General features: G+C 37.8%; 19 protein-coding genes. 4 read left to right on the top strand and 15 right to left on the bottom strand.

Annotation, left to right across the window (positions count from 1 at the left end):
• Positions 1 to 4 precede the first annotated feature (4 nt).
• The 6 genes from rnz to AC6R0T_RS07420 all read right to left on the bottom strand — a co-directional run bounded on the left by rnz (position 5) and on the right by AC6R0T_RS07420 (position 6,054).
• Positions 5 to 943: a ribonuclease Z gene (gene rnz, locus AC6R0T_RS07395; protein ID WP_303753966.1), complete on the bottom strand. Its 939-nt coding sequence runs from the start codon at positions 941 to 943 to the stop codon at positions 5 to 7.
• An 84-nt stretch (positions 944 to 1,027) separates the two neighbouring features.
• Positions 1,028 to 1,600: a DUF1269 domain-containing protein gene (locus AC6R0T_RS07400; protein WP_206902713.1), complete on the bottom strand. Its 573-nt coding sequence runs from the start codon at positions 1,598 to 1,600 to the stop codon at positions 1,028 to 1,030.
• A gap of 177 nt (positions 1,601 to 1,777) precedes the next feature.
• Positions 1,778 to 3,091 carry a GTPase ObgE gene (gene obgE, locus AC6R0T_RS07405; protein ID WP_230710744.1) on the bottom strand — a complete coding sequence of 438 codons (1,314 nt, stop codon included), beginning with the start codon at positions 3,089 to 3,091 and terminating at the stop codon, positions 1,778 to 1,780.
• A gap of 91 nt (positions 3,092 to 3,182) precedes the next feature.
• A complete protein-coding gene (locus AC6R0T_RS07410) occupies positions 3,183 to 4,118 on the bottom strand; it encodes an alpha/beta hydrolase (protein WP_303753965.1) in 936 nt (311 codons plus the stop codon).
• Positions 4,119 to 4,138: 20 nt separating this feature from the next.
• Positions 4,139 to 4,759 (bottom strand): NUDIX hydrolase N-terminal domain-containing protein, encoded by a 621-nt coding sequence (locus tag AC6R0T_RS07415; RefSeq protein WP_303753964.1) that lies wholly within the window; start codon positions 4,757 to 4,759, stop codon positions 4,139 to 4,141.
• Positions 4,760 to 4,962: 203 nt separating this feature from the next.
• The gene (locus tag AC6R0T_RS07420; protein ID WP_206902710.1) at positions 4,963 to 6,054 is read right to left on the bottom strand and encodes a DUF871 domain-containing protein; all 1,092 of its coding nucleotides are present in this window, start codon (positions 6,052 to 6,054) and stop codon (positions 4,963 to 4,965) included.
• Between the two features lie 175 nt (positions 6,055 to 6,229).
• On the opposite strand from AC6R0T_RS07420, the gene AC6R0T_RS07425 reads away from it, so the two are divergent.
• Positions 6,230 to 6,970, top strand: a complete 741-nt coding sequence (locus tag AC6R0T_RS07425; RefSeq protein ID WP_303753963.1) for a peptidylprolyl isomerase — start codon at positions 6,230 to 6,232, stop codon at positions 6,968 to 6,970.
• A 63-nt stretch (positions 6,971 to 7,033) separates the two neighbouring features.
• On the opposite strand, the gene AC6R0T_RS07430 is transcribed toward AC6R0T_RS07425, so the two are convergent.
• Positions 7,034 to 7,468, bottom strand: a complete 435-nt coding sequence (locus AC6R0T_RS07430) for a 3-hydroxyacyl-ACP dehydratase FabZ family protein (RefSeq protein WP_206902708.1) — start codon at positions 7,466 to 7,468, stop codon at positions 7,034 to 7,036.
• 210 nt (positions 7,469 to 7,678) lie between these two features.
• Between AC6R0T_RS07430 and fabI the strand changes: the two genes are divergently transcribed.
• From fabI to AC6R0T_RS07445, 3 genes are all read left to right on the top strand, one after another.
• Positions 7,679 to 8,434, top strand: a complete 756-nt coding sequence (fabI, locus tag AC6R0T_RS07435) for an enoyl-ACP reductase FabI (protein ID WP_206902707.1) — start codon at positions 7,679 to 7,681, stop codon at positions 8,432 to 8,434.
• A 352-nt stretch (positions 8,435 to 8,786) separates the two neighbouring features.
• Entirely contained in the window at positions 8,787 to 10,508 is a 1,722-nt protein-coding gene (locus AC6R0T_RS07440; RefSeq protein ID WP_206902706.1) for a Na/Pi cotransporter family protein, read from the top strand.
• A 147-nt stretch (positions 10,509 to 10,655) separates the two neighbouring features.
• Positions 10,656 to 11,573, top strand: a complete 918-nt coding sequence (locus AC6R0T_RS07445; RefSeq protein WP_303753962.1) for a mechanosensitive ion channel family protein — start codon at positions 10,656 to 10,658, stop codon at positions 11,571 to 11,573.
• Between the two features lie 99 nt (positions 11,574 to 11,672).
• On the opposite strand, the gene cbpB is transcribed toward AC6R0T_RS07445, so the two are convergent.
• From cbpB to AC6R0T_RS07485, 8 genes are all read right to left on the bottom strand, one after another.
• Complete coding sequence (gene cbpB / locus AC6R0T_RS07450; protein WP_206902704.1) at positions 11,673 to 12,170, bottom strand: cyclic-di-AMP-binding protein CbpB; 498 nt, start codon at positions 12,168 to 12,170, stop codon at positions 11,673 to 11,675.
• A 98-nt stretch (positions 12,171 to 12,268) separates the two neighbouring features.
• Positions 12,269 to 12,781, bottom strand: a complete 513-nt coding sequence (locus AC6R0T_RS07455) for a metallophosphoesterase (RefSeq protein ID WP_303753961.1) — start codon at positions 12,779 to 12,781, stop codon at positions 12,269 to 12,271.
• Between the two features lie 44 nt (positions 12,782 to 12,825).
• On the bottom strand, positions 12,826 to 14,172 hold the full coding sequence (rph, locus tag AC6R0T_RS07460; RefSeq protein WP_206902702.1) for a ribonuclease PH: 1,347 nt from the start codon (positions 14,170 to 14,172) through the stop codon (positions 12,826 to 12,828).
• A gap of 4 nt (positions 14,173 to 14,176) precedes the next feature.
• Positions 14,177 to 14,989 (bottom strand): glutamate racemase, encoded by an 813-nt coding sequence (racE, locus tag AC6R0T_RS07465; RefSeq protein WP_303753960.1) that lies wholly within the window; start codon positions 14,987 to 14,989, stop codon positions 14,177 to 14,179.
• A gap of 233 nt (positions 14,990 to 15,222) precedes the next feature.
• Positions 15,223 to 15,879: an amino acid ABC transporter permease gene (locus AC6R0T_RS07470; RefSeq protein ID WP_206902700.1), complete on the bottom strand. Its 657-nt coding sequence runs from the start codon at positions 15,877 to 15,879 to the stop codon at positions 15,223 to 15,225.
• Positions 15,880 to 15,894: 15 nt separating this feature from the next.
• Entirely contained in the window at positions 15,895 to 16,542 is a 648-nt protein-coding gene (locus AC6R0T_RS07475; protein ID WP_206902699.1) for an amino acid ABC transporter permease, read from the bottom strand.
• A 12-nt stretch (positions 16,543 to 16,554) separates the two neighbouring features.
• Positions 16,555 to 17,361: a transporter substrate-binding domain-containing protein gene (locus AC6R0T_RS07480; protein WP_303753959.1), complete on the bottom strand. Its 807-nt coding sequence runs from the start codon at positions 17,359 to 17,361 to the stop codon at positions 16,555 to 16,557.
• A 51-nt stretch (positions 17,362 to 17,412) separates the two neighbouring features.
• Positions 17,413 to 18,150, bottom strand: a complete 738-nt coding sequence (locus AC6R0T_RS07485; protein WP_277988633.1) for an amino acid ABC transporter ATP-binding protein — start codon at positions 18,148 to 18,150, stop codon at positions 17,413 to 17,415.
• Between the last annotated feature and the right edge of the window lie 107 nt (positions 18,151 to 18,257).

Raw genomic sequence — 18,257 nt, forward strand, 5'->3', positions numbered from 1 at the left:
ATTATCATTCCTTTATTTCATTTTGAAAGGGAATATCAACAATATCAAAATCTTTGGCAATTTTTGTATTAGGAAAAATTTCCTGGGCTTCTTTTTCTAAATTAAGAGCATCTTGAGCTAAATAACGCGCACTAATATGCGTTAGTATTAGGCGTTTAACTTGGGCCCTTTTAGCAACTTCGGCAGCTTGATGGGTTGTGGAGTGATAGTAATTCCGCGCCATTTTTGCCTCGTTTTTATTAAAGGTACTTTCGTGGACTAAGACATCTGAGGTTTTCGCTAAAGCAATGGAGGCATCACTAATTCGTGTATCTCCTAAAATTGTCACGGTACGGCCTGTTTTAGCAGCTCCGACAAAATCTTTGCCACTGACGGTGCGCCCATCTGGTAATGTCACCGTCTCGCCTTTTTTTAATTTGCCAAAAATAGGCCCTGGTTTTATACCTAGCGCTACTAATTTATCCACCTGTAATTGCCCATCATGGTCATGTTCTGCCACGCGATAGCCATAGCTATCAATTCCATGATCTAACAGGTCACAGGTAACAGTAAATTGATCATCATAAAAGATGACTCCTGGTTTTACTTCAATAAACTTTAAACTGTAAGCTAAACGCGTTTGGGAAATTTTAAGCGCATTTAAAACAAATTGTTTAATTCCTGCTGGTCCATATATTTCAAGAGGCTCATCTCCGCCTTGAAAAGAACGGCTACTAATTAACCCCGGTAAACCAAAAATATGGTCCCCGTGTAAATGAGTAATAAAGATTTTTTCAATTTTACGAGGGCGGATATTCGTCCGCAGTATCTGCATCTGCGTTCCTTCCCCACAATCAAACAACCAAACAGCATTGCGTTCATCTAATAACTTTAACGCAATACTGGTTACATTGCGATGCTTTGCCGGCACGCCCGCACCGGTTCCTAAAAACTCTAATTCCATTATCCAACCTGGCTTTCTAAAATTTTAACTACGAAAGGTTCCTTAGTAGTATAACACGCTTCAAAGCCAAATTTTATGCTTGTTTCATTCTTTTTCTGTTGGGTTTGCTTGGGTATGGCTTTTTTCCCAACTGTCTTTGGCTTTTTCCTTGGTTTCTTTTGTCACTTGTTGTGCTTTTTGAATTTCAGCTTGAACTTCTTCAAAGTCAAAACGCGTGATTTCACCATGTAATTGTTCAAATACAATCTTATTTAAGGGACGATTATCTTCTTCTTCTGCGATGACGATTAAGCCGGTTTGACCGGGAGCAATTTTATTTAGTAAAAATTTGAAGATATCTTGCGCTTCGTTGATTTCTTTTGCATCGCGCGTTGCCCCAATCATACTACCGCCAACCCAGCCTAATAAAATTGCCAAAGGACTAATTAATACCCCCACCAACATGCCAATAAAGCCGCCCTTAGAAGCATTATCACTACCAGTAAAATCCATGAAGTCCTCAATTTTAAATTGGTGGCTACCATCATCTTGATGCGTTACTACAGCCATTTGCTCCCCTTTTAATTTTCGATTCATTACCAATTGCTTTACCTCTGAAAAAGCTTGGTAACTTTCTGAGGAAACTTTAAAATTCATCACAATAACGCGTTTACTCATTTTTTATCCTCCTTACTACAACTTGCTGTTATAAAAAATCTATTTCCTTAGTTTGAGTGTACCAGTTAAGGCGGGGAAAGAAAAAAGAAAAGCAATCCAAAATGAAGACTTATTCTAAACCTTTAACCAAAGGGTTTACTTAGAATGCTTCAAAGTGGATTGCTCTTTTATTCTTTTCTATTCAACAAACTCAAATTCAAAATTACCAATGCGGACAATATCTCCATCTTTTGCACCACGGGCCCGTAATGCTTCATCAACTCCCAAGCCTCTTAGTTGGCGGGCAAAACGCATAACGGTTTCATCATGAGCAAAATTGGTCATTTGGAATAGCTTCTCAATTTTATCTCCGCTTAATACCCAAGTTGCATCTGGTTCCCGCGTAATTTCAAACTCAGGTTCATCGGATTGATACCCATAATGCACCACATCTTCTTCAATTTCTTCATCGTACAATGGAAATTCTGGTGTTGTTTCCAATAAATCTGCAGTTGCGTTTAATAATGCTTGCAAACCTTTTTTGGAAACAGCTGAAATTGGAAAAATCGGGATATCCGCTGCAAACTCATCTGTTTTTTGTGCTTGTAATTTTTCTTTGAATGCTTTTAAATTTTCCTCTGATTCTGGCATATCCATTTTATTTGCCACAATAATTTGAGGACGTTCCAACAAGCGTAAGTTATGACTTTCTAACTCTTTGTTAATTGCTAAATAGTCCTCATAAGGATCTCGGCCTTCCATACCACTCATGTCAATCACATGTAAAATCACGCGCGTTCTTTCAATGTGACGTAAAAATTGCGTACCTAGCCCTACACCTTGAGAAGCTCCTTCAATTAATCCAGGTAAGTCAGCCACAGCAAAACTGCGTCCATCTGTTGTTGTTACCATCCCTAAATTTGGTACCAGCGTAGTAAAATGATAAGCACCAATTTTAGGTCGCGCTGAAGAAATTACAGAAAGTAATGTCGATTTTCCCACCGAAGGAAAACCAACTAAGCCCACATCAGCTAAAACTTTTAATTCTAGTTCAATTTTGCGCTCTTGTCCTGGTTCACCGTTTTCCGCCAACTCAGGTGCTGGATTTCGCGGTGATGCAAATCGTGTATTCCCACGTCCACCACGTCCGCCACGAGCGACTACTAGCGTTTGTCCTTCTGTTACCAAATCCCCTAACAGCGCGCCTGTTTCAGCATCACGAACTGTTGTACCTGGTGGAACTTTGACGTAGGTATCTTCTGCACCTCGGCCATGCATTCCTTTACTCATTCCATTTTCACCAGGAGTAGCTTTGAAATGCCGATTAAAGCGAAAATCCATCAAGGTGCGTAACCCTTCATTAACAACTAAAATGACATCACCACCATGACCGCCATCACCGCCGGCAGGTCCTCCGTCTGGCACGTACTTTTCACGACGAAAAGCAACCATACCGTCACCGCCTTTGCCGGCTTTGACATCAATTGTTACTTGATCTAAAAACATGGACATGTTTTGTCCTCCATTCTATTCCCATAAATTAAGTCTTCATTATTGTAACGACCTAACGCTCATTTGTCTATGATTTTAAAATTAAACCATTTTATTCATAACGACTTAAAAAGCTCTTAACTTTTTCTTCATAACGTTTTGGATCTTTATTAAAACTTTGGGCATGTGCTGCGCCATCTACTACCCATTTTTCTTTTGGCACATTAGTCGCATTGTAAACTTTATCCAACATAGTAAATGGTACGAATTTATCGGCAGAACCGTGGATAAACAACATCGGCGTTTCATTTTTTGCCAATTGTTTGGTTACGTCGCCATCAGTAAAGAAAAAACCAGCGCGAAGTCGCGTCACTAAATTGGTGACCGGAATAATTGGAAATGTTGGCAAATCAAACAGTTGGTGATATTGATAAATTAACTCCGCTTGAATGCTAGAATACCCACAATCTTCTATAATAGCTTTGACATTCGTTGGTAATTTTTCACCGGAGGTCATCATGACGGTTGCCGCCCCCATACTGACACCATGTAAAATAATATTTTCCTTAGAACCATTTTGGCTCAAAACCTCGTGAATCCATTTGACATAGTCCTTGCGTTCTGGCCAACCAAAACCAATATAATCTCCTTGGCTTTTACCATGTCCTCTTGCATCAGGTACTAAAACGTTATAGCCCAGCCTGTGATACATGTCAGCAAATTGGTACATAGATTCTGCATCCCCCATGTAACCATGGGCTATAATGGCTGTTTTATCGCTTTTTTTAGAGGCGGGTAAATAAATACCCCGCAACTTTAAGCCATCTTCGCTAGTTATATACCAATTTTTTCTCGTATTACCTTTAAACCACGTTAAAGCCGTATCAGTAGGTTTGTTATCTGCAGCAGCTTGGGCGTCGTTATCATCAGCTAAAAAATCTTTTTCTGATGGTACAAATGCATAGTTATAAAAATAATTGCCAGCAAAAACAAGGCCACCTGCTAATAATAGCAAAACAATACCAATTGTAATCCATACTTTTTTCACTTCTATTCCTCACTTACAAATTAATCGCAAACTGCGTTTTCCGGATGTCGGTGGTAAGTAAAAGCCGCGCTAATATCTTCTTTTGAAGTCCGCGCTAAAGATAACTTTAATTGCTCACATTCTGCTTGAGTAAAAAAACCGACAGCTGTCGTTTCCAGCCCTGATCTAATCGTTGTCTCTAACGCCTCGCAGTAGATAAAAAACTTGTAGACATAGGTCAAACTTGCGGGATAATGGTGTTTTGCTTTATCTTTCACGGCGATTAATTGCAAAGGTTTAACTAAAATCCCGGCTTCTTCCAAAATTTCTTTTGCAGCAATTTCAAACGGAGAATAGCCGATGTCTCCCCAACCGCCGGGAAGCGTCCAGCTATTATCGCTTTTTTCTTTTACTAATAAAAGTTTATCTTCAACAAAAACAACACCGCGAATATCTACTTTAGGCGTAGCATACCCATCATCTGTATAAAGATAATGTTGAATCTGTTTTTCATTCCAATCGGTTAACAAATTCATTAATTTTTCCGTCACTATCAACAGTTGATCATAGCGTTCTTGGTCAAAGACATCCCGGCCATATGTTTTGCCCGATTGTCCAATCCCTTGTAGTTCATTTAATAAAAGTGCCAGCTGATTTTTCATCTACCCACCTCCAACTTTATTATTATACCAAAAAACCCTTTAGACATATGGCATCAAAAGAGAAAAATTATGGGAAATATTAAAAAGTCAGCTTACGCGTTTAAAGATCAGCAAAAAAATACCCAGTTAGTATTCTCGTTAAACAAAAAGAATTTTTAGTTCTTTTTGTTTAACGAAGGAATTGATACAACTGGGTAGTTCAATTATTTATTTTCAATTAATTTAAAACTTGACCAAGGTTTTAAGAAATTCAGCAAGAAAAGTTCATCATCACTGATGCGCCCGACAACGTTCACCCGGCCGTCATTTTTCATCTCTTTTAATGCAATTTGCGTTTCGCCTTTATACTGTCCGTAACCAACATTATCGATCAAAACATCGCCCCGCGTCATATCATGTGTATTATGAGCTGGAAATGGTTTGTCTTTGTAATACACCCGCGTCATCGTTGAACGCAAGATGTATTCTGAACGATCGCCACGATAACTGTGCAAATTATCAAACAAACAAATACGTTCGTCTGCTGTTATGTCCTTAGCAGGGTCGACTTTTAAGCTAGGATATTCAGAAAAGAAAGCTTCAGACATTGCTTTTAACTCTGCTTCTGAGGCATAGGCATTTCCTACTGAGATATCGTCAATCAGCCCTGTCAACATGAAGTGCTTAACTTGGGTAGCTATCTCTAAATCACGGTGATCTTCTAGAGTACATAGACCATCTTGGGTTGGCCACGGTCCAAAAGTCGCCTCATGAGAGTTCACAAATGCCATCGTATTTAAATTGTATTTACGGAATTTTTTCGAACAAAAGACAAAGTGATCATAACTCAAGCCAGAATAACGATGAGGATAAAAATTATGAGAACCTAATAAGTTATTGGTGTTAGGAGAATAGCTCATAATATTATCGACATAATTTGTTCCTTGACTCATATTAATTTCAATTTTAATACCATAAGGATTTCGCGTCATTTTGGCTTCTTCTGCCCCAGTAAAACCAAGATCTAAACGAACGCCATAAGCTCCCATTTCATCAAAAAAAGAAAGATCATCATATGAAATGCCTAATTGTTCAAAAAGACCTGGATTAATATCTACCATGACTTCCATTTCCAAACTGTTAGCATAATCAACTACTTTTTTAAACCCAGCTAAAACTTTTTCTTTATCGCCATCAATTTCTAAAAGACTAGTAAAGACCCGTTTAAACCCATATTTATGAGCCAAATCTAAATATGTCTTGTCCTTTTCAAATGTTGAACGTTCTGGATAAACTGAAATACCTAATTTTCCCATTACTAATTTCCTCCTTGAGGTTTACATTTTTGAATGCTCTTACATTATAACAAAAACGCTCCAATTGGTCTACACCTTTACCTTTGCAATTCCCTATTTAAAAGCCAACCACGACTGGTCAAACATTTTTTTATTTGTTATTCTTTAACTATCATAGATAAAAGGAGCTACACACATGATTAAAAAACGTATTTTAGGGACAGCAGTTTTATTTTCTGCGCTGCTCGTCATTGCAGGTTGTACAAATAACAGTCCAACCTCTTCTAGTTCCAGTTCAGATAAGACTAGTGAAACTTCTGAAAAAGTTGATGTTAATAAATTGGACTTACCTCAACTAGACGCTAAAGTCAAAGATAACGAAGACCTCGTTGAGCTGCAAACAGATAAGGGAAATATCAAAATCAAACTGTTTCCAGAGATCGCACCAAAAGCGGTAGAAAATTTCATGACGCATGCTAAAAAAGGTTATTATGACGGCTTAACTTTCCATCGTGTGATTAATGATTTCATGATTCAAGGTGGTGATCCTAAAGGCGACGGCACTGGCGGTGAAAGTATTTGGGGTAAAGGTTTTGGAGCAGAACCTTCTAATCAGCTTTATCATATTCGCGGGGCACTAGCGATGGCCCAATCCCAACAACCTAATAGCATTGGCAGTCAGTTTTATATCGTCCAAAATAAAGACGATATGAGTGATGGTCTTTTAGAAGATTGGATTCCAAATAAAATTATCGATGCTTATAAAAAAGGCGGTTACCCTTCTTTAGATGGTAGTTACACTGTATTTGGCCAAGTTATTGAAGGGATGGACGTGGTTGATAAAATTGCCGCAGTAAAAACTGACAGTAATGACAAACCCGAATCCCCGGTAAAAATCAAAACAATTAAAATCTTACAAGAAGCTAAAACAAAATAGAAAAAAAGGATGTGACATAAATTTTTGTCACATCCTTTTTCTTAATGAAAAGTTATTCTTTTTTTATTTTGCACCTACAATAAACGTGAAGACACATTCGGCAACTTTTTTACCCGCTACTGTCGCTTTTGCATCGGCAGTCCCGACGTTTCCTTTCATTTTTGTAATTGCAAAACGCAATTGTAAGGTACTACCTGGTCGAACTAAATCGTAAAAATGAGCTGCATTAATCCCGCCAATATAAGCTGTTTGGCCCAAAAATTCTGGAGATTTTAAAATTAAAATTGAACCTGCTTGCGCCAAAGTTTCTAACACTAAAGTTCCTGGCATGTGGGGATTATCTGGCTGGCTTTGGCAAAAATCTTCGTTATAGGTGACTTGTTTTTCCGCTATAATTTCTTTACCAGCTAAAAGCGAGGTAACTTTATCAATATATAAAATTGGGAACCGATTTGGGATCAGCTCTTTAACGTTTGCAACGGTCAATGTTTGGCTCATAAGAACCCTCCTTGTTTTTTTGCTGATAATAAAATAGATGACAAAACAATCTATTTTGATTATCAAAGTATCATATCTCTAATTTTCTTGCAAATTTATAATCTGTAAGAAAAAAATAGTTTGACAATCAAACAATTTTATCTAATAATAAGAAATCATACGGAGCAAAAAAATGAAATTATTTATTTTGATTATTCAAGGAGTGTAAACATGAGTTTATTAGCTGGAAAAAAAGTTGTCGTTATGGGCGTCGCCAATAAGCGCTCAATCGCCTGGGGCTGTGCCAAAGCATTAAGTGATCAAGGTGCAGAAGTTATTTATACTTACCAAAACGACCGCATGGCCAAACAATTAGAAAAATTAGTTGGCACTGAAGCATTCAAAGTAGAATGCGATGTTGCCAGTGATGAAAGTATTGAAGAATGTTTTGCAAAAATCGGGAATTATGCCGGCGAAATCCACGGCGTTGTCCACGCTGTCGCTTATGCCAATAAAGAAGATTTATCTGGTAGCGTAGTCGATATTTCACGAGAGGGTTACGCATTAGCACAAGATATCAGCTCGTATTCATTACTTGCAGTTACCCGCTATGCAAAAAATATTTTAGCTCAAAACAGTGGGATTGTAACTATGAGCTACTTGGGTTCCCAACGAGCAGTACCAAATTATAATATGATGGGAATTGCTAAGGCCGCCTTAGAAGCTGCCGTTCGTTACTTAGCTGCCGAATTATCCCCTGAAGGCATTCGGGTAAACGGAATTTCTGCTGGTGCCATTAAGACTTTAGCTGTAACAGGGGTTAAAGACTATCAAAAATTAATTCAATTATCTGAAGAAAGAACACCAGACAATGTTGGGGTGACCATTGAAGAAGTCGGTAATACCTGCGCCTTTTTAATCAGCCCGGCTTCTAGTGGGATTATTGGAGAAGTTATTTTTGTCGATAAGGGCGTTCATTTATCTTAGAACACCCACTTTTATAAAAGACCGTTGTTTTGAAGCGATTTAAAGTTAGCTTTTCGCTAGACTTTAAAAGACGCTTTATTGCAACGGTCTTTTTTTAACAGCAATTTCTAAGGTAAATCAAAATATCGTTATATGAAGTACTCCCCTTATCTGGCAATCACGTTTTACCAAAGTCAAAAATAATATACGTAAATTAACTTTTATTACATTTATCCCTTATTTCTTTTAACTGAATGTGTCGTCGTTTTTAGTAACAACTGATTTTGTTATTATACAAAAAAATCGTTTACATCCTTTCGTATTTTCGCTATGCTGACTTTAATTGGTTAAAATATTTGCTGGAGGAAATTGTATGTCGTATCAAGAAATGCTCTTTAGCTTTTTAGGTGGTCTGGGAATTTTCCTATTTGGGATTAAATATATGGGAGATGGTCTGCAAAAAGCCGCCGGTGACAGGCTGCGAGAAGTTTTAAATAAATTCACTTCAACACCTTTACGGGCTGTTTTAGCGGGTATTATTGTCACAGGACTAATTCAAAGTAGCTCTGGCACGACCGTTTTAACAGTCGGGCTAGTTAGCGCTGGGTTTATGACGTTGCGCCAAGCAATTGGGGTCATTATGGGAGCCAATGTTGGAACGACGGTAACCGCCTTTATAATTGGGTTTAATTTAAGTGCCTACGCCCTGCCTATCATTGGGATTGGTGCCATTCTTTTATTTTTTACCAAACGAAAATTGTTTCAAAATATCGGTCAAATTTTATTTGGTTTTGGTTGTTTATTTTTTGGCCTTAAATTAATGGGCACCAGTATGGAACCATTAAAAGACTTACCCCAATTTAACGACTTGATGATTGGTGTTTCTCATCATCCTATTTTAGGTGTTGGGATTGGAACGCTTTTAACAATGGTTTTACAGAGTTCTAGTGCCACCATTGGAATTTTGCAACAACTTTATGCCCAAAACAGTTTAGCTTTGGGGGCTGCACTCCCAATTTTATTTGGCGATAATATCGGGACTACGATTACCGCAGTTATTGCTGCGTTAGGCGCTAGTATTGCTGCCAAGCGAACTGCCGGAGCCCACGTAGTCTTTAATCTGGTGGGAGCAGTGATATTCACCTTACTGCTAACCCCTTTTACGCACGTAGTTATTATGATGACAGATGTTTTAAACTTGAACCCTAGCATGCAAATCGCCTTTGCCCACGGACTTTTTAATATTTCAAACTTAGCCATTCAATTTTGGTTTATCCCTCAAATTGAAATGTTAGTCAAAAAAATTATTCCTGGTACCGATAAATCTTTGGATATTCGTGCCGTGGAATTAAACGAAGACTTTTTATATACCTCACCAAGCATTGCACTGCGTCAAGCTTCAAACGAAGTTATTCAAATGGGAAATTATGCACTTCGAGCACTTTCTGCCACTAAGGATTTCTACATTAAACCAACAGACGACAAAAAAGATGATGTTTTACAATATGAGGAGGCCATCAATCAATTTGATGTTGAATTAACCGACTACTTGGCTAAAACTGCCACTGTAGAACTTTCACAAACAGAAAGCCAAGAACAAGCAATGTTGCTAGAATTTACCAAAGACTTCGAGCGGATCGGGGACCACTGTAAAAATATCATCGGTTTTATTGAAGAAGCTTGTCAATTGGAACAAAAGCAGCGGAATAAGGAAAAACGCAATGGCAACGGTATGAAAACTACGCGCACCACACTCATTTTATATGATGAAGATTTAATTTCATTGTTTGATAAAGTTTTAAAAAATATTCGCGATGCACTTTTCGTTTTGGAGACTGACGACCACAACCTTGCAACTAAAATTCTTTCACGGGAAAAAGAAGTAAATGAGTTAGTTGACCTATTGCGGAAAAAATATTTCCGTTTAATGAGTAAAGGCGATGGCCGGGCTGCTGATAGTGTTTTGTTTATTGATATCAGTTCAAACCTAGAACGAAGCAGTGACCGTACGTTGCATATTGCCAAATATATTTTGGGGAATGTATACGGCTTTAAAGCTCCCGCGTCTTATTTGCAACAAACAGACGATGTCTAAAGAACGCTTTTGGAATAACCAAGCCAAACAATTAAAAAATTAAAAAACTGCCAGCAAATTGGCAGTTTTTTTATGCTCTTTTTGTTAAGATAAATAGTGCAGAAGATTTATTAGAATCGGAACAACGGATTTTAAGGGAGGATTTTGATGTTACACATTGCAGCACAAACAACTGACTCTACCAGTTCAGGTATTACAGAGCCAGCAGTCCGACAATTGAATGCTTTTCAACGTTGGTGGGGAACTATCAATTGGGAGAATGTCACTGGATTGCTCATTTCAAAAGGACTAATGATTATCTTTTTGATCATTTTATTTAGCGTCTTATTGCGTCTTTGTGATTTTTTAGTAGAACGCAGCTATCAATCGTATCAAAAAAGACAAAAATTCAGCGAAAGCCGGATGAATACATTGAATACTTTAATCCGCAATGTCATTCATTACACATTAGGCTTTTTCTTCATCTATTCCCTACTTTCTACTCTTGGTGTTCCTGTTGGCTCACTACTAGCTGGGGCAGGAATTGCCGGTTTAGCTATTGGTCTTGGGGCACAGGGCTTCATGAATGATATTATTACCGGTTTTTTCATCATCATGGAACAGCAAATTGATGTAGGCGACTATATTATTTTAAGTAATTTATCTATTGAAGGAACGGTTACTTCTGTCGGCATTCGCACGTTAGAACTACGCTCGGCTAATGGGACTGTTCACTTTATTCCCAACCGTAATATTACTACCATCAGTAATAATTCCCGCTCTAATATGCAAGTCATTGTCGATGTTCGAATTGACCCCAACGAAGGCTTAGATAAAATCAAAACTGCTATAAAACGTGCCAATGATCAAATTGCAAAAACCTATCAAGAAGAAATTCAAACCGAACCCACTATTTTCGGCTTGGTTGATTTAGGCAATAGTAATTATGCGATTCGCACTACTTTTTATGTCTTAAATGGCCAACAGTTCAAAATAAAAGAAGATCTGTTAACAGCCGCCATTAATGAATTAAATGCAGCTGACCTATCCATTCCAGCAACACCAATTTTACCTGCAGCAAAATAAGTTTCAAATTAATCGATTCTAACTACGTTTTTAAAACAAATAACCCGTCAACAATGCCTAATCAGACATTGTTGACGGGTTATTTTTAACTTTCCGTCTTTAAATGACAAAGAGTTTATCTTTCTTTTTTTCTGTCTTATCCACCAATTCATATCGCTTTTCTAGTTCATGAACCAAATGATTCGTAGCTTTTAAAACTTCTTTGCGGGTAATAATTCCCACAAAAATGCGTTCACTGTTTACAATTGGTAAAAAAGCATTATTCACTAAGAGATGTAAAATATCTTCTAGATCAGCATCTTCTCTGGCATAATCTACGCCAATTTCCATCACGTCTGCCACCGTTAACCCTGCTAGATTATCGGTATCAATTCTTCTTAAATCAATCATTTTTCCGACTATATCATTTAAGCCGATTAAACCGACAAAGCGATCATCTTTATCTAAAACCGGAATTTTTGAATAACCGACTTTTGATAAAACTAACAATGCGTGATCTAACGGATTGGAATACATTAAAGATGCAACGTTTTCTGCTGGTACTAAAAAATTATCTTGATTTTCTAACAAAAGTTCTTGGACAGTGGTTCCTATCAAATTGATTGCCTCCATTTCCACCCAACATACAACCTTATTGTACAAAAAATTGTAAGGGGAAACATCTTGTCTTACGCGCCTTATGAAAATCTTACAGATTACTTTTTAAAGTGGAAATGCAAATCACTAACGGCTGCATGGGTGCGGTCGTAATATTGCACTTCCCAACTATCAGCTGAACTTTCGATAATCGCATAGCTTTGAATTTGAATGGGACCTCTTGGTTGTGAGATACTACCCGGATTCAAATACAAACATCCCTTAACTGCTTCGCAACCAATTTGATGCGTATGACCAAAAAGGCAAATATCAGCATTTTCCACTTTAGCCTCTAAAGAAATCTGGGTTAAGCCAAAGCGAACATTAGATAAATGTCCGTGGGTCATATAAATCGTGTCTAGGGGTGTCTTCATAACTAAACGGGACTTAAAACCAGGATCAAAATCACAGTTGCCTGTCACGACATTGTAAGTTTGAAACAATTCATCATTACTTGGTAACTCTGAATCCCCACAATGAAAGAAATAATCCACTTCATCACGGCGACGCTGCAAAATATCAACTAAAATTTCACGATCCCCGTGATTATCACTGACTACTAAATATTTCATATTGCGCTCCTCTTGTTTGTTTTGAAAAACTTTAAAAAGATTTTTTATCCTTCTAACCATGTCTGCCAACTCTTTTGCAGTTTTTTCAGTGCTTGCCCACGATGACTAATCGCATTTTTTTCAGCAGCACTTAATTCGGCAGCTGTCTTTTTCATCCCTTGAGGAATAAATAGCGGGTCATAACCAAAGCCATGATCGCCTCTTGGAATTCGACCAATTTTCCCTGGCCAGTCAGCCGAAACGACAAGACTTTCTTTTTTAGGGGCAGCAAAAACCAACGTGCAGTGAAAATGCGCATTTCTATCTTCATCGGGAACATTGGTTAATTCATGTAACAATTTAGCATTGTTGGCTGCATCACTTTTCATTTCACCGGCAAAACGAGCTGAATAGACACCTGGCATACCATTTAAGGAGTCGACTGCTAAGCCAGAATCATCTGCTAGCACAGGGCGATTTAATAATTGCGCAATTGTTTCAGCCTTTAATCGCGCATTTTCTTCAAAAGTGTGCCCGGTTTCTTCTACTTCAGGAATTTCCGGGTAGTCTAATAATGTTTTAACTTGATAGTCGCTAAAAAGGGCTTCAAATTCCTTTGCTTTACCGGGATTTTTAGTGGCAATTACAATTGATTTGGCATCGTCTTTTGCAAGGACATTTTCAAGTTCAGCGTTTCCTAATAGCGCTTCTTTTTGAAAGGCAACCAAATCATGAATTGCCTGTTTTGCATAAACTAGCATTTCATTTAATTCTTCACCGTTAAAAGTACTTTCTTCACCGGTTCCTTGTAGCTCGACAAATTGCCCACTTTCTGTCATCACAACATTCATATCAACACAAGCTTTAAAATCTTCACTATAATCCAAGTCCGTGACACAAGTGCCATCGGCTAAAATGCCCACGCTAATTGCAGCTAAATGTTCTTTAATCGGATCTTCCGTTAGTTCATTTTTTTGAAGCAGCTTATTTACTGCTAGACGTAAAGCAACAAAGGCACCCGTAATACTTGTGGTTCTAGTGCCGCCATCGGCTTGTAAAACGTCACAGTCAACGATAATACTCCGTTCTCCCAGCTTTTCTAAATCCACGACCGCACGTAACGAACGGGCAATGAGACGTTGAATTTCCATCGTTCGACCAGAAAGTTTGCCTTTGGCACTTTCACGGCGATTGCGAGTTTGGGTCGCGCGAGGCAACATACTATATTCCGCATTTACCCAACCTTTGCCAGTACCTTTTAAAAAAGGTGGCACTCGCTCTTCAATTGTGGCAGAACATACAACTTGTGTATCACCAAATGAAATCATCACTGAACCTTCTGGATGTTTAAATACATTGGTTTTAATTGTTACGGGGCGAATTTGTTGTACCCCACGTCCGTCATGTCTCATTTTATTAATCCCTTTCTAAATCTACATGTTTTGATTTTACCGAAATATTGTCTAACCATTCATTGGCAATCTCATCAAACATTTTAGTTGAACCCGTCGTATAAAATTCATAGTTTGGCGTTTTATTGTCAATGCTATTGGCAATTTCAAAATAATCTAACAAAACACTAACTTCTCCTACTGTTTCCGCACCAGAGTCAATTAAATGCACCTGACTGCCCACCACGTTTTGAATAATCGGCCGCAATAAAGGATAATGTGTACAGCCTAAAATTAAAGTATCCACCCCGCTATATTGCAAAGGTAATAATGTTTCAGCGACCACTTTTTTTGCTACTGGTGATAAAAATTGATTACTTTCCACCAAGGAGACAAATTTGGGACAAGCTAAACTATATACTTTAACGTTTGGCATTTTGCTTTGAATTGCCTTTTGATAAGAAGCGCTTTTAATGGTTCCTTCTGTTCCGATCACAGCAACCTGATGATTTTGGGTAGTTTTCACAGCCGCCCTAGTTCCCGGTAGAATAACACCGACTACTGGAATAGCGACCTCTTGGCGAATAACATCTAAAGCAACCGCAGTAGCGGTGTTACAAGCAATTACGAGTAATTTGATATTTTTTTGAACCAAAAATTGTGTCATCTGTCTTGTAAATTCAATTACCTGATCAGCGGGCCTTGGACCATAAGGACAACGCGCGGTGTCACCAAGATAAATCAAGTTTTCATTTGGTAATTGTTTTAATGCTTCTTTTAAAACGGTCAATCCGCCCACACCGGAATCAATTAGACCGATTGCGTGCTTATTTCCCATACTCTTCATCCTTTGATGTTTGAAATAAGCAAGATATTTCAAACTGGTTTATTTCATTCCAATGTCTCTATTTTCGCTTTTTTTAAGTTTTTTTTCAAGTCCTGTCTCTTTGCCCGCCAAAAAGCCATTTAAGTTTTCTAAAAATAGCAGCAACTTATTTTGCGACAAAAAATCCAGTCTTCTTTTCTTAAGCGTTAAAGTTCACTTAAGAAAAAAAGACTGGCAATGAAGACTTAATAATTATATTGTCTTGTTTCCAAATATTTTGAAACAAGGGACAATGCGTAACAGACGATAAAATATGCAATTGTCATCGCCAAGAACATTGGTAAAACATAATTTTCATTTTGACCGTAAATAATCTTAGCATTATGTGTCAGCTCAGGTAATGAAATAATTACGGCCAAGGAAGTATCTTTAATCAAAGAAATTAACTGACTAACAATTGCAGGGATCATTGATTTGAACGCCTGAGGAATAACAATCGATCGCATTGTCTCAACATAGGTTAGACCGGTGGATAACCCTGCTTCCATCTGACCTTTTGGAACTGCATTTAACCCCGCCCGAAAAACCTCTGACAGCATCGCAGATTCAAAAATAGTCAACGCCACCACAGCTGACCAGAAAATATCAAAGCGGATACCAATTTGCGGCAAAGCAAAATACGTGAAGAAAATAATGAGTAACAACGGTAAATTTCGAATAACATCAATCACTATCCCCAAAATTTTGGATAAAAATGGGATATTACTAAAACGAATCACGCCGATAAAGCCACCAACAATAAAGCTAAAAATAATCGATAACACCGAAACTTCAACCGTTACTCGTAACCCATCCATTAAAAAACGCATATTAACAAATGAAAATGCATCAAAAAAGTTCATTTAATCCGCTCCTTTCTAGCCAGTTATGGCCCATTTTTTCTCTAAGTGATTCATTAAGTATGAAAGTGGCAATGTTAAAACCAAATAAAATAGTGCAACAATGATATACGTATCAAAAGTATTAAACGTCGTGCTGGCAATCAAGTCCCCTTGATACATCAAATCAAGACCAGCTACCATTGCCAAAACAGAAGAGTTTTTCACTAAATTAATAAACTGATTGCCTAATGGCGGCACTACGATTTTGAAAGCTTGTGGTAACACAATGTAGCGCATCGTTTGACTATAAGTTAGGCCTTGTGAAAGTCCCGCTTCTGTCTGTCCGCTTGGCACCGTTTGAATACCAGAACGTACCGTTTCGGCAATAAAAGCTGATGTATAAATAATCAAACCAATCGTTCCGGCTTGAAATCCATCAATTTGCACCCAATATAGCGGAACTACGACAAAGAAAAACATCGCAATAATCAATAATGGAATATTCCGGAAAAACTCAACATAAGCCTGTGCCAAAAATTTTATCACGCGATTGCTGGACAATTGTAAAATTGCCATTAACGTACCGATAATCAGGCTAAAGAAAAGGGCAATTATACTGGAATAAATTGTAAATTTGAACCCTTCAAAAAACATACCGCTGTATTCTTGAAATAATGTCAGCATAACTGGCCTCCTTTATTTTACTTTCCCAGTGTTGTCATTTGGGAACCACTTGCTATAAATTTCATCATACGTGCCATCTCGATGCATTTCATCTAGTGCTTTATTTACTTCTTTTAAAAAGTTGTCTTGACCTTTATTAATGGCAATACCATATGGTTCTTCTGTAAATGTACTACCCGTTAATTTATAGTTTTTATTTTCAGAGGCCATCCCCAACAAGATAGCATTATCAGTCGTCATGGCATCGCCTTGTCCTGACTGTAAAGCAGTGAAAGCTTCGGCATAATTTTCCAACTCCAAAATTTTAGCATCTGGAGCATGTTGCCGAATATTCACGGCAGACGTGGAACCTTTAACTGCTAGTACTGTATCATCACCAGTTAAACTATCCACTCCGGTAATTTTACTATCTTTTGGTACCAGTAAAGATTGGCCAGCATCAAAATAGACTTGGGAAAAATTCACTTGTTTTTTACGTTCTTCTGTAATCGTCATAGTAGCAATAATCGCATCGATGTTTCCGTTTTTTAACAAGGGAATCCGAGTTTTAGAAGTTACTTCCACAAAAATTGCATTGCCGTCCCGTCCAAGAATTTTTTCTGTGATAGCTCTGGCAATATCAATATCAAACCCCTTTACTTCATTGGTCGTGACATCCATCATACCAAACAGACGGGTATCGTATTTTACGCCCCAAATAATCTGGTTGTTTTCTTTACTAACTTTTGAAATATCTTGGTCTGCAACGCTCTTTCCACAACCACTTAATATAAGCAGTACTGCTGCAAGCCCAAACACAAATGAAAAGATTTTTTTCATTAACTTTCCTCCGATCCTTACGATTGCAAAACAAACAAAACCAAAACAATATTAATGATTGATAACTTTACTGATAAATTGTTTTGCTCGGTCCGTTTTCGGATTATTAAAGAAGTTCTCAACGTCGCGACTTTCTTCAACCACTTCACCATCAGCCATGAAGACGACCCGGTCAGCCACTTCTTTGGCAAAGCCCATTTCATGGGTAACTACAATCATGGACATTCCATCTTTGGCGATTTTTTTCATGACATTTAGCACATCACCAATCATTTCTGGATCCAATGCTGAGGTTGGCTCATCAAACAAAAGCATTTGTGGCTGCATTGCAAGACCACGGGCAATAGCAACACGTTGTTGTTGTCCGCCAGATAACATTGACGGATAAGAATCCTTTTTATCTAACATTCCGACACGATCTAACAAGCGTTCTGCAAGGGCGATGGCATCTTGTTCATTTTGTTTCAAAACTTTAATAGGGGCTAATGTAATATTTTCTAACACTGTCTTGTTGGGATATAAATTAAAGTGTTGAAAAACCATCCCGATGTTTTTTCTGATTTCTGTCAGTTTACTATTTTTGCTGTAAAGATCGTGGTCATTTATCAATAAATGACCAGAAGAAATACGTTCTAAACCGTTGATACAGCGCAGCATCGTACTTTTCCCTGAGCCAGAAGGTCCGATAACCACGACTACTTCACCTTTTTCGAAATTTAAATTAATATTTTTTAGCGCATGGAATTTACCGTAGTATTTTTCCACGTTTTGAAATTCGATCATAGACATTGGCGTCACTCCTGTTTTAAGTTTAAAATCTATTGATGTTTTAGTTTAAGTAGTATTATAAGCAAATTAAAAAACGTTTGTAAAGTTTTTTCGCAAAAAAAATTAGA

Source organism: Enterococcus sp. S86.2 (assembly GCF_059834485.2).

Bases quoted from the DNA above. Each gene is read 5' to 3' on its own strand.
- rnz (WP_303753966.1), bottom strand. From the start codon at position 943: ATGGAATTAGAGTTTTTAGGAACCGGTGCGGGCGTGCCGGCAAAGCAT.
- AC6R0T_RS07400 (WP_206902713.1), bottom strand. From the start codon at position 1,600: ATGAGTAAACGCGTTATTGTGATGAATTTTAAAGTTTCCTCAGAAAGT.
- obgE (WP_230710744.1), bottom strand. From the start codon at position 3,091: ATGTCCATGTTTTTAGATCAAGTAACAATTGATGTCAAAGCCGGCAAA.
- AC6R0T_RS07415 (WP_303753964.1), bottom strand. From the start codon at position 4,759: ATGAAAAATCAGCTGGCACTTTTATTAAATGAACTACAAGGGATTGGA.
- AC6R0T_RS07420 (WP_206902710.1), bottom strand. From the start codon at position 6,054: ATGGGAAAATTAGGTATTTCAGTTTATCCAGAACGTTCAACATTTGAA.
- AC6R0T_RS07425 (WP_303753963.1), top strand. From the start codon at position 6,230: ATGATTAAAAAACGTATTTTAGGGACAGCAGTTTTATTTTCTGCGCTG.
- AC6R0T_RS07430 (WP_206902708.1), bottom strand. From the start codon at position 7,468: ATGAGCCAAACATTGACCGTTGCAAACGTTAAAGAGCTGATCCCAAAT.
- fabI (WP_206902707.1), top strand. From the start codon at position 7,679: ATGAGTTTATTAGCTGGAAAAAAAGTTGTCGTTATGGGCGTCGCCAAT.
- AC6R0T_RS07440 (WP_206902706.1), top strand. From the start codon at position 8,787: ATGTCGTATCAAGAAATGCTCTTTAGCTTTTTAGGTGGTCTGGGAATT.
- AC6R0T_RS07445 (WP_303753962.1), top strand. From the start codon at position 10,656: ATGTTACACATTGCAGCACAAACAACTGACTCTACCAGTTCAGGTATT.
- AC6R0T_RS07455 (WP_303753961.1), bottom strand. From the start codon at position 12,781: ATGAAATATTTAGTAGTCAGTGATAATCACGGGGATCGTGAAATTTTA.
- rph (WP_206902702.1), bottom strand. From the start codon at position 14,172: ATGAGACATGACGGACGTGGGGTACAACAAATTCGCCCCGTAACAATT.
- racE (WP_303753960.1), bottom strand. From the start codon at position 14,989: ATGGGAAATAAGCACGCAATCGGTCTAATTGATTCCGGTGTGGGCGGA.
- AC6R0T_RS07470 (WP_206902700.1), bottom strand. From the start codon at position 15,879: ATGAACTTTTTTGATGCATTTTCATTTGTTAATATGCGTTTTTTAATG.
- AC6R0T_RS07475 (WP_206902699.1), bottom strand. From the start codon at position 16,542: ATGCTGACATTATTTCAAGAATACAGCGGTATGTTTTTTGAAGGGTTC.
- AC6R0T_RS07480 (WP_303753959.1), bottom strand. From the start codon at position 17,361: ATGAAAAAAATCTTTTCATTTGTGTTTGGGCTTGCAGCAGTACTGCTT.
- AC6R0T_RS07485 (WP_277988633.1), bottom strand. From the start codon at position 18,150: ATGTCTATGATCGAATTTCAAAACGTGGAAAAATACTACGGTAAATTC.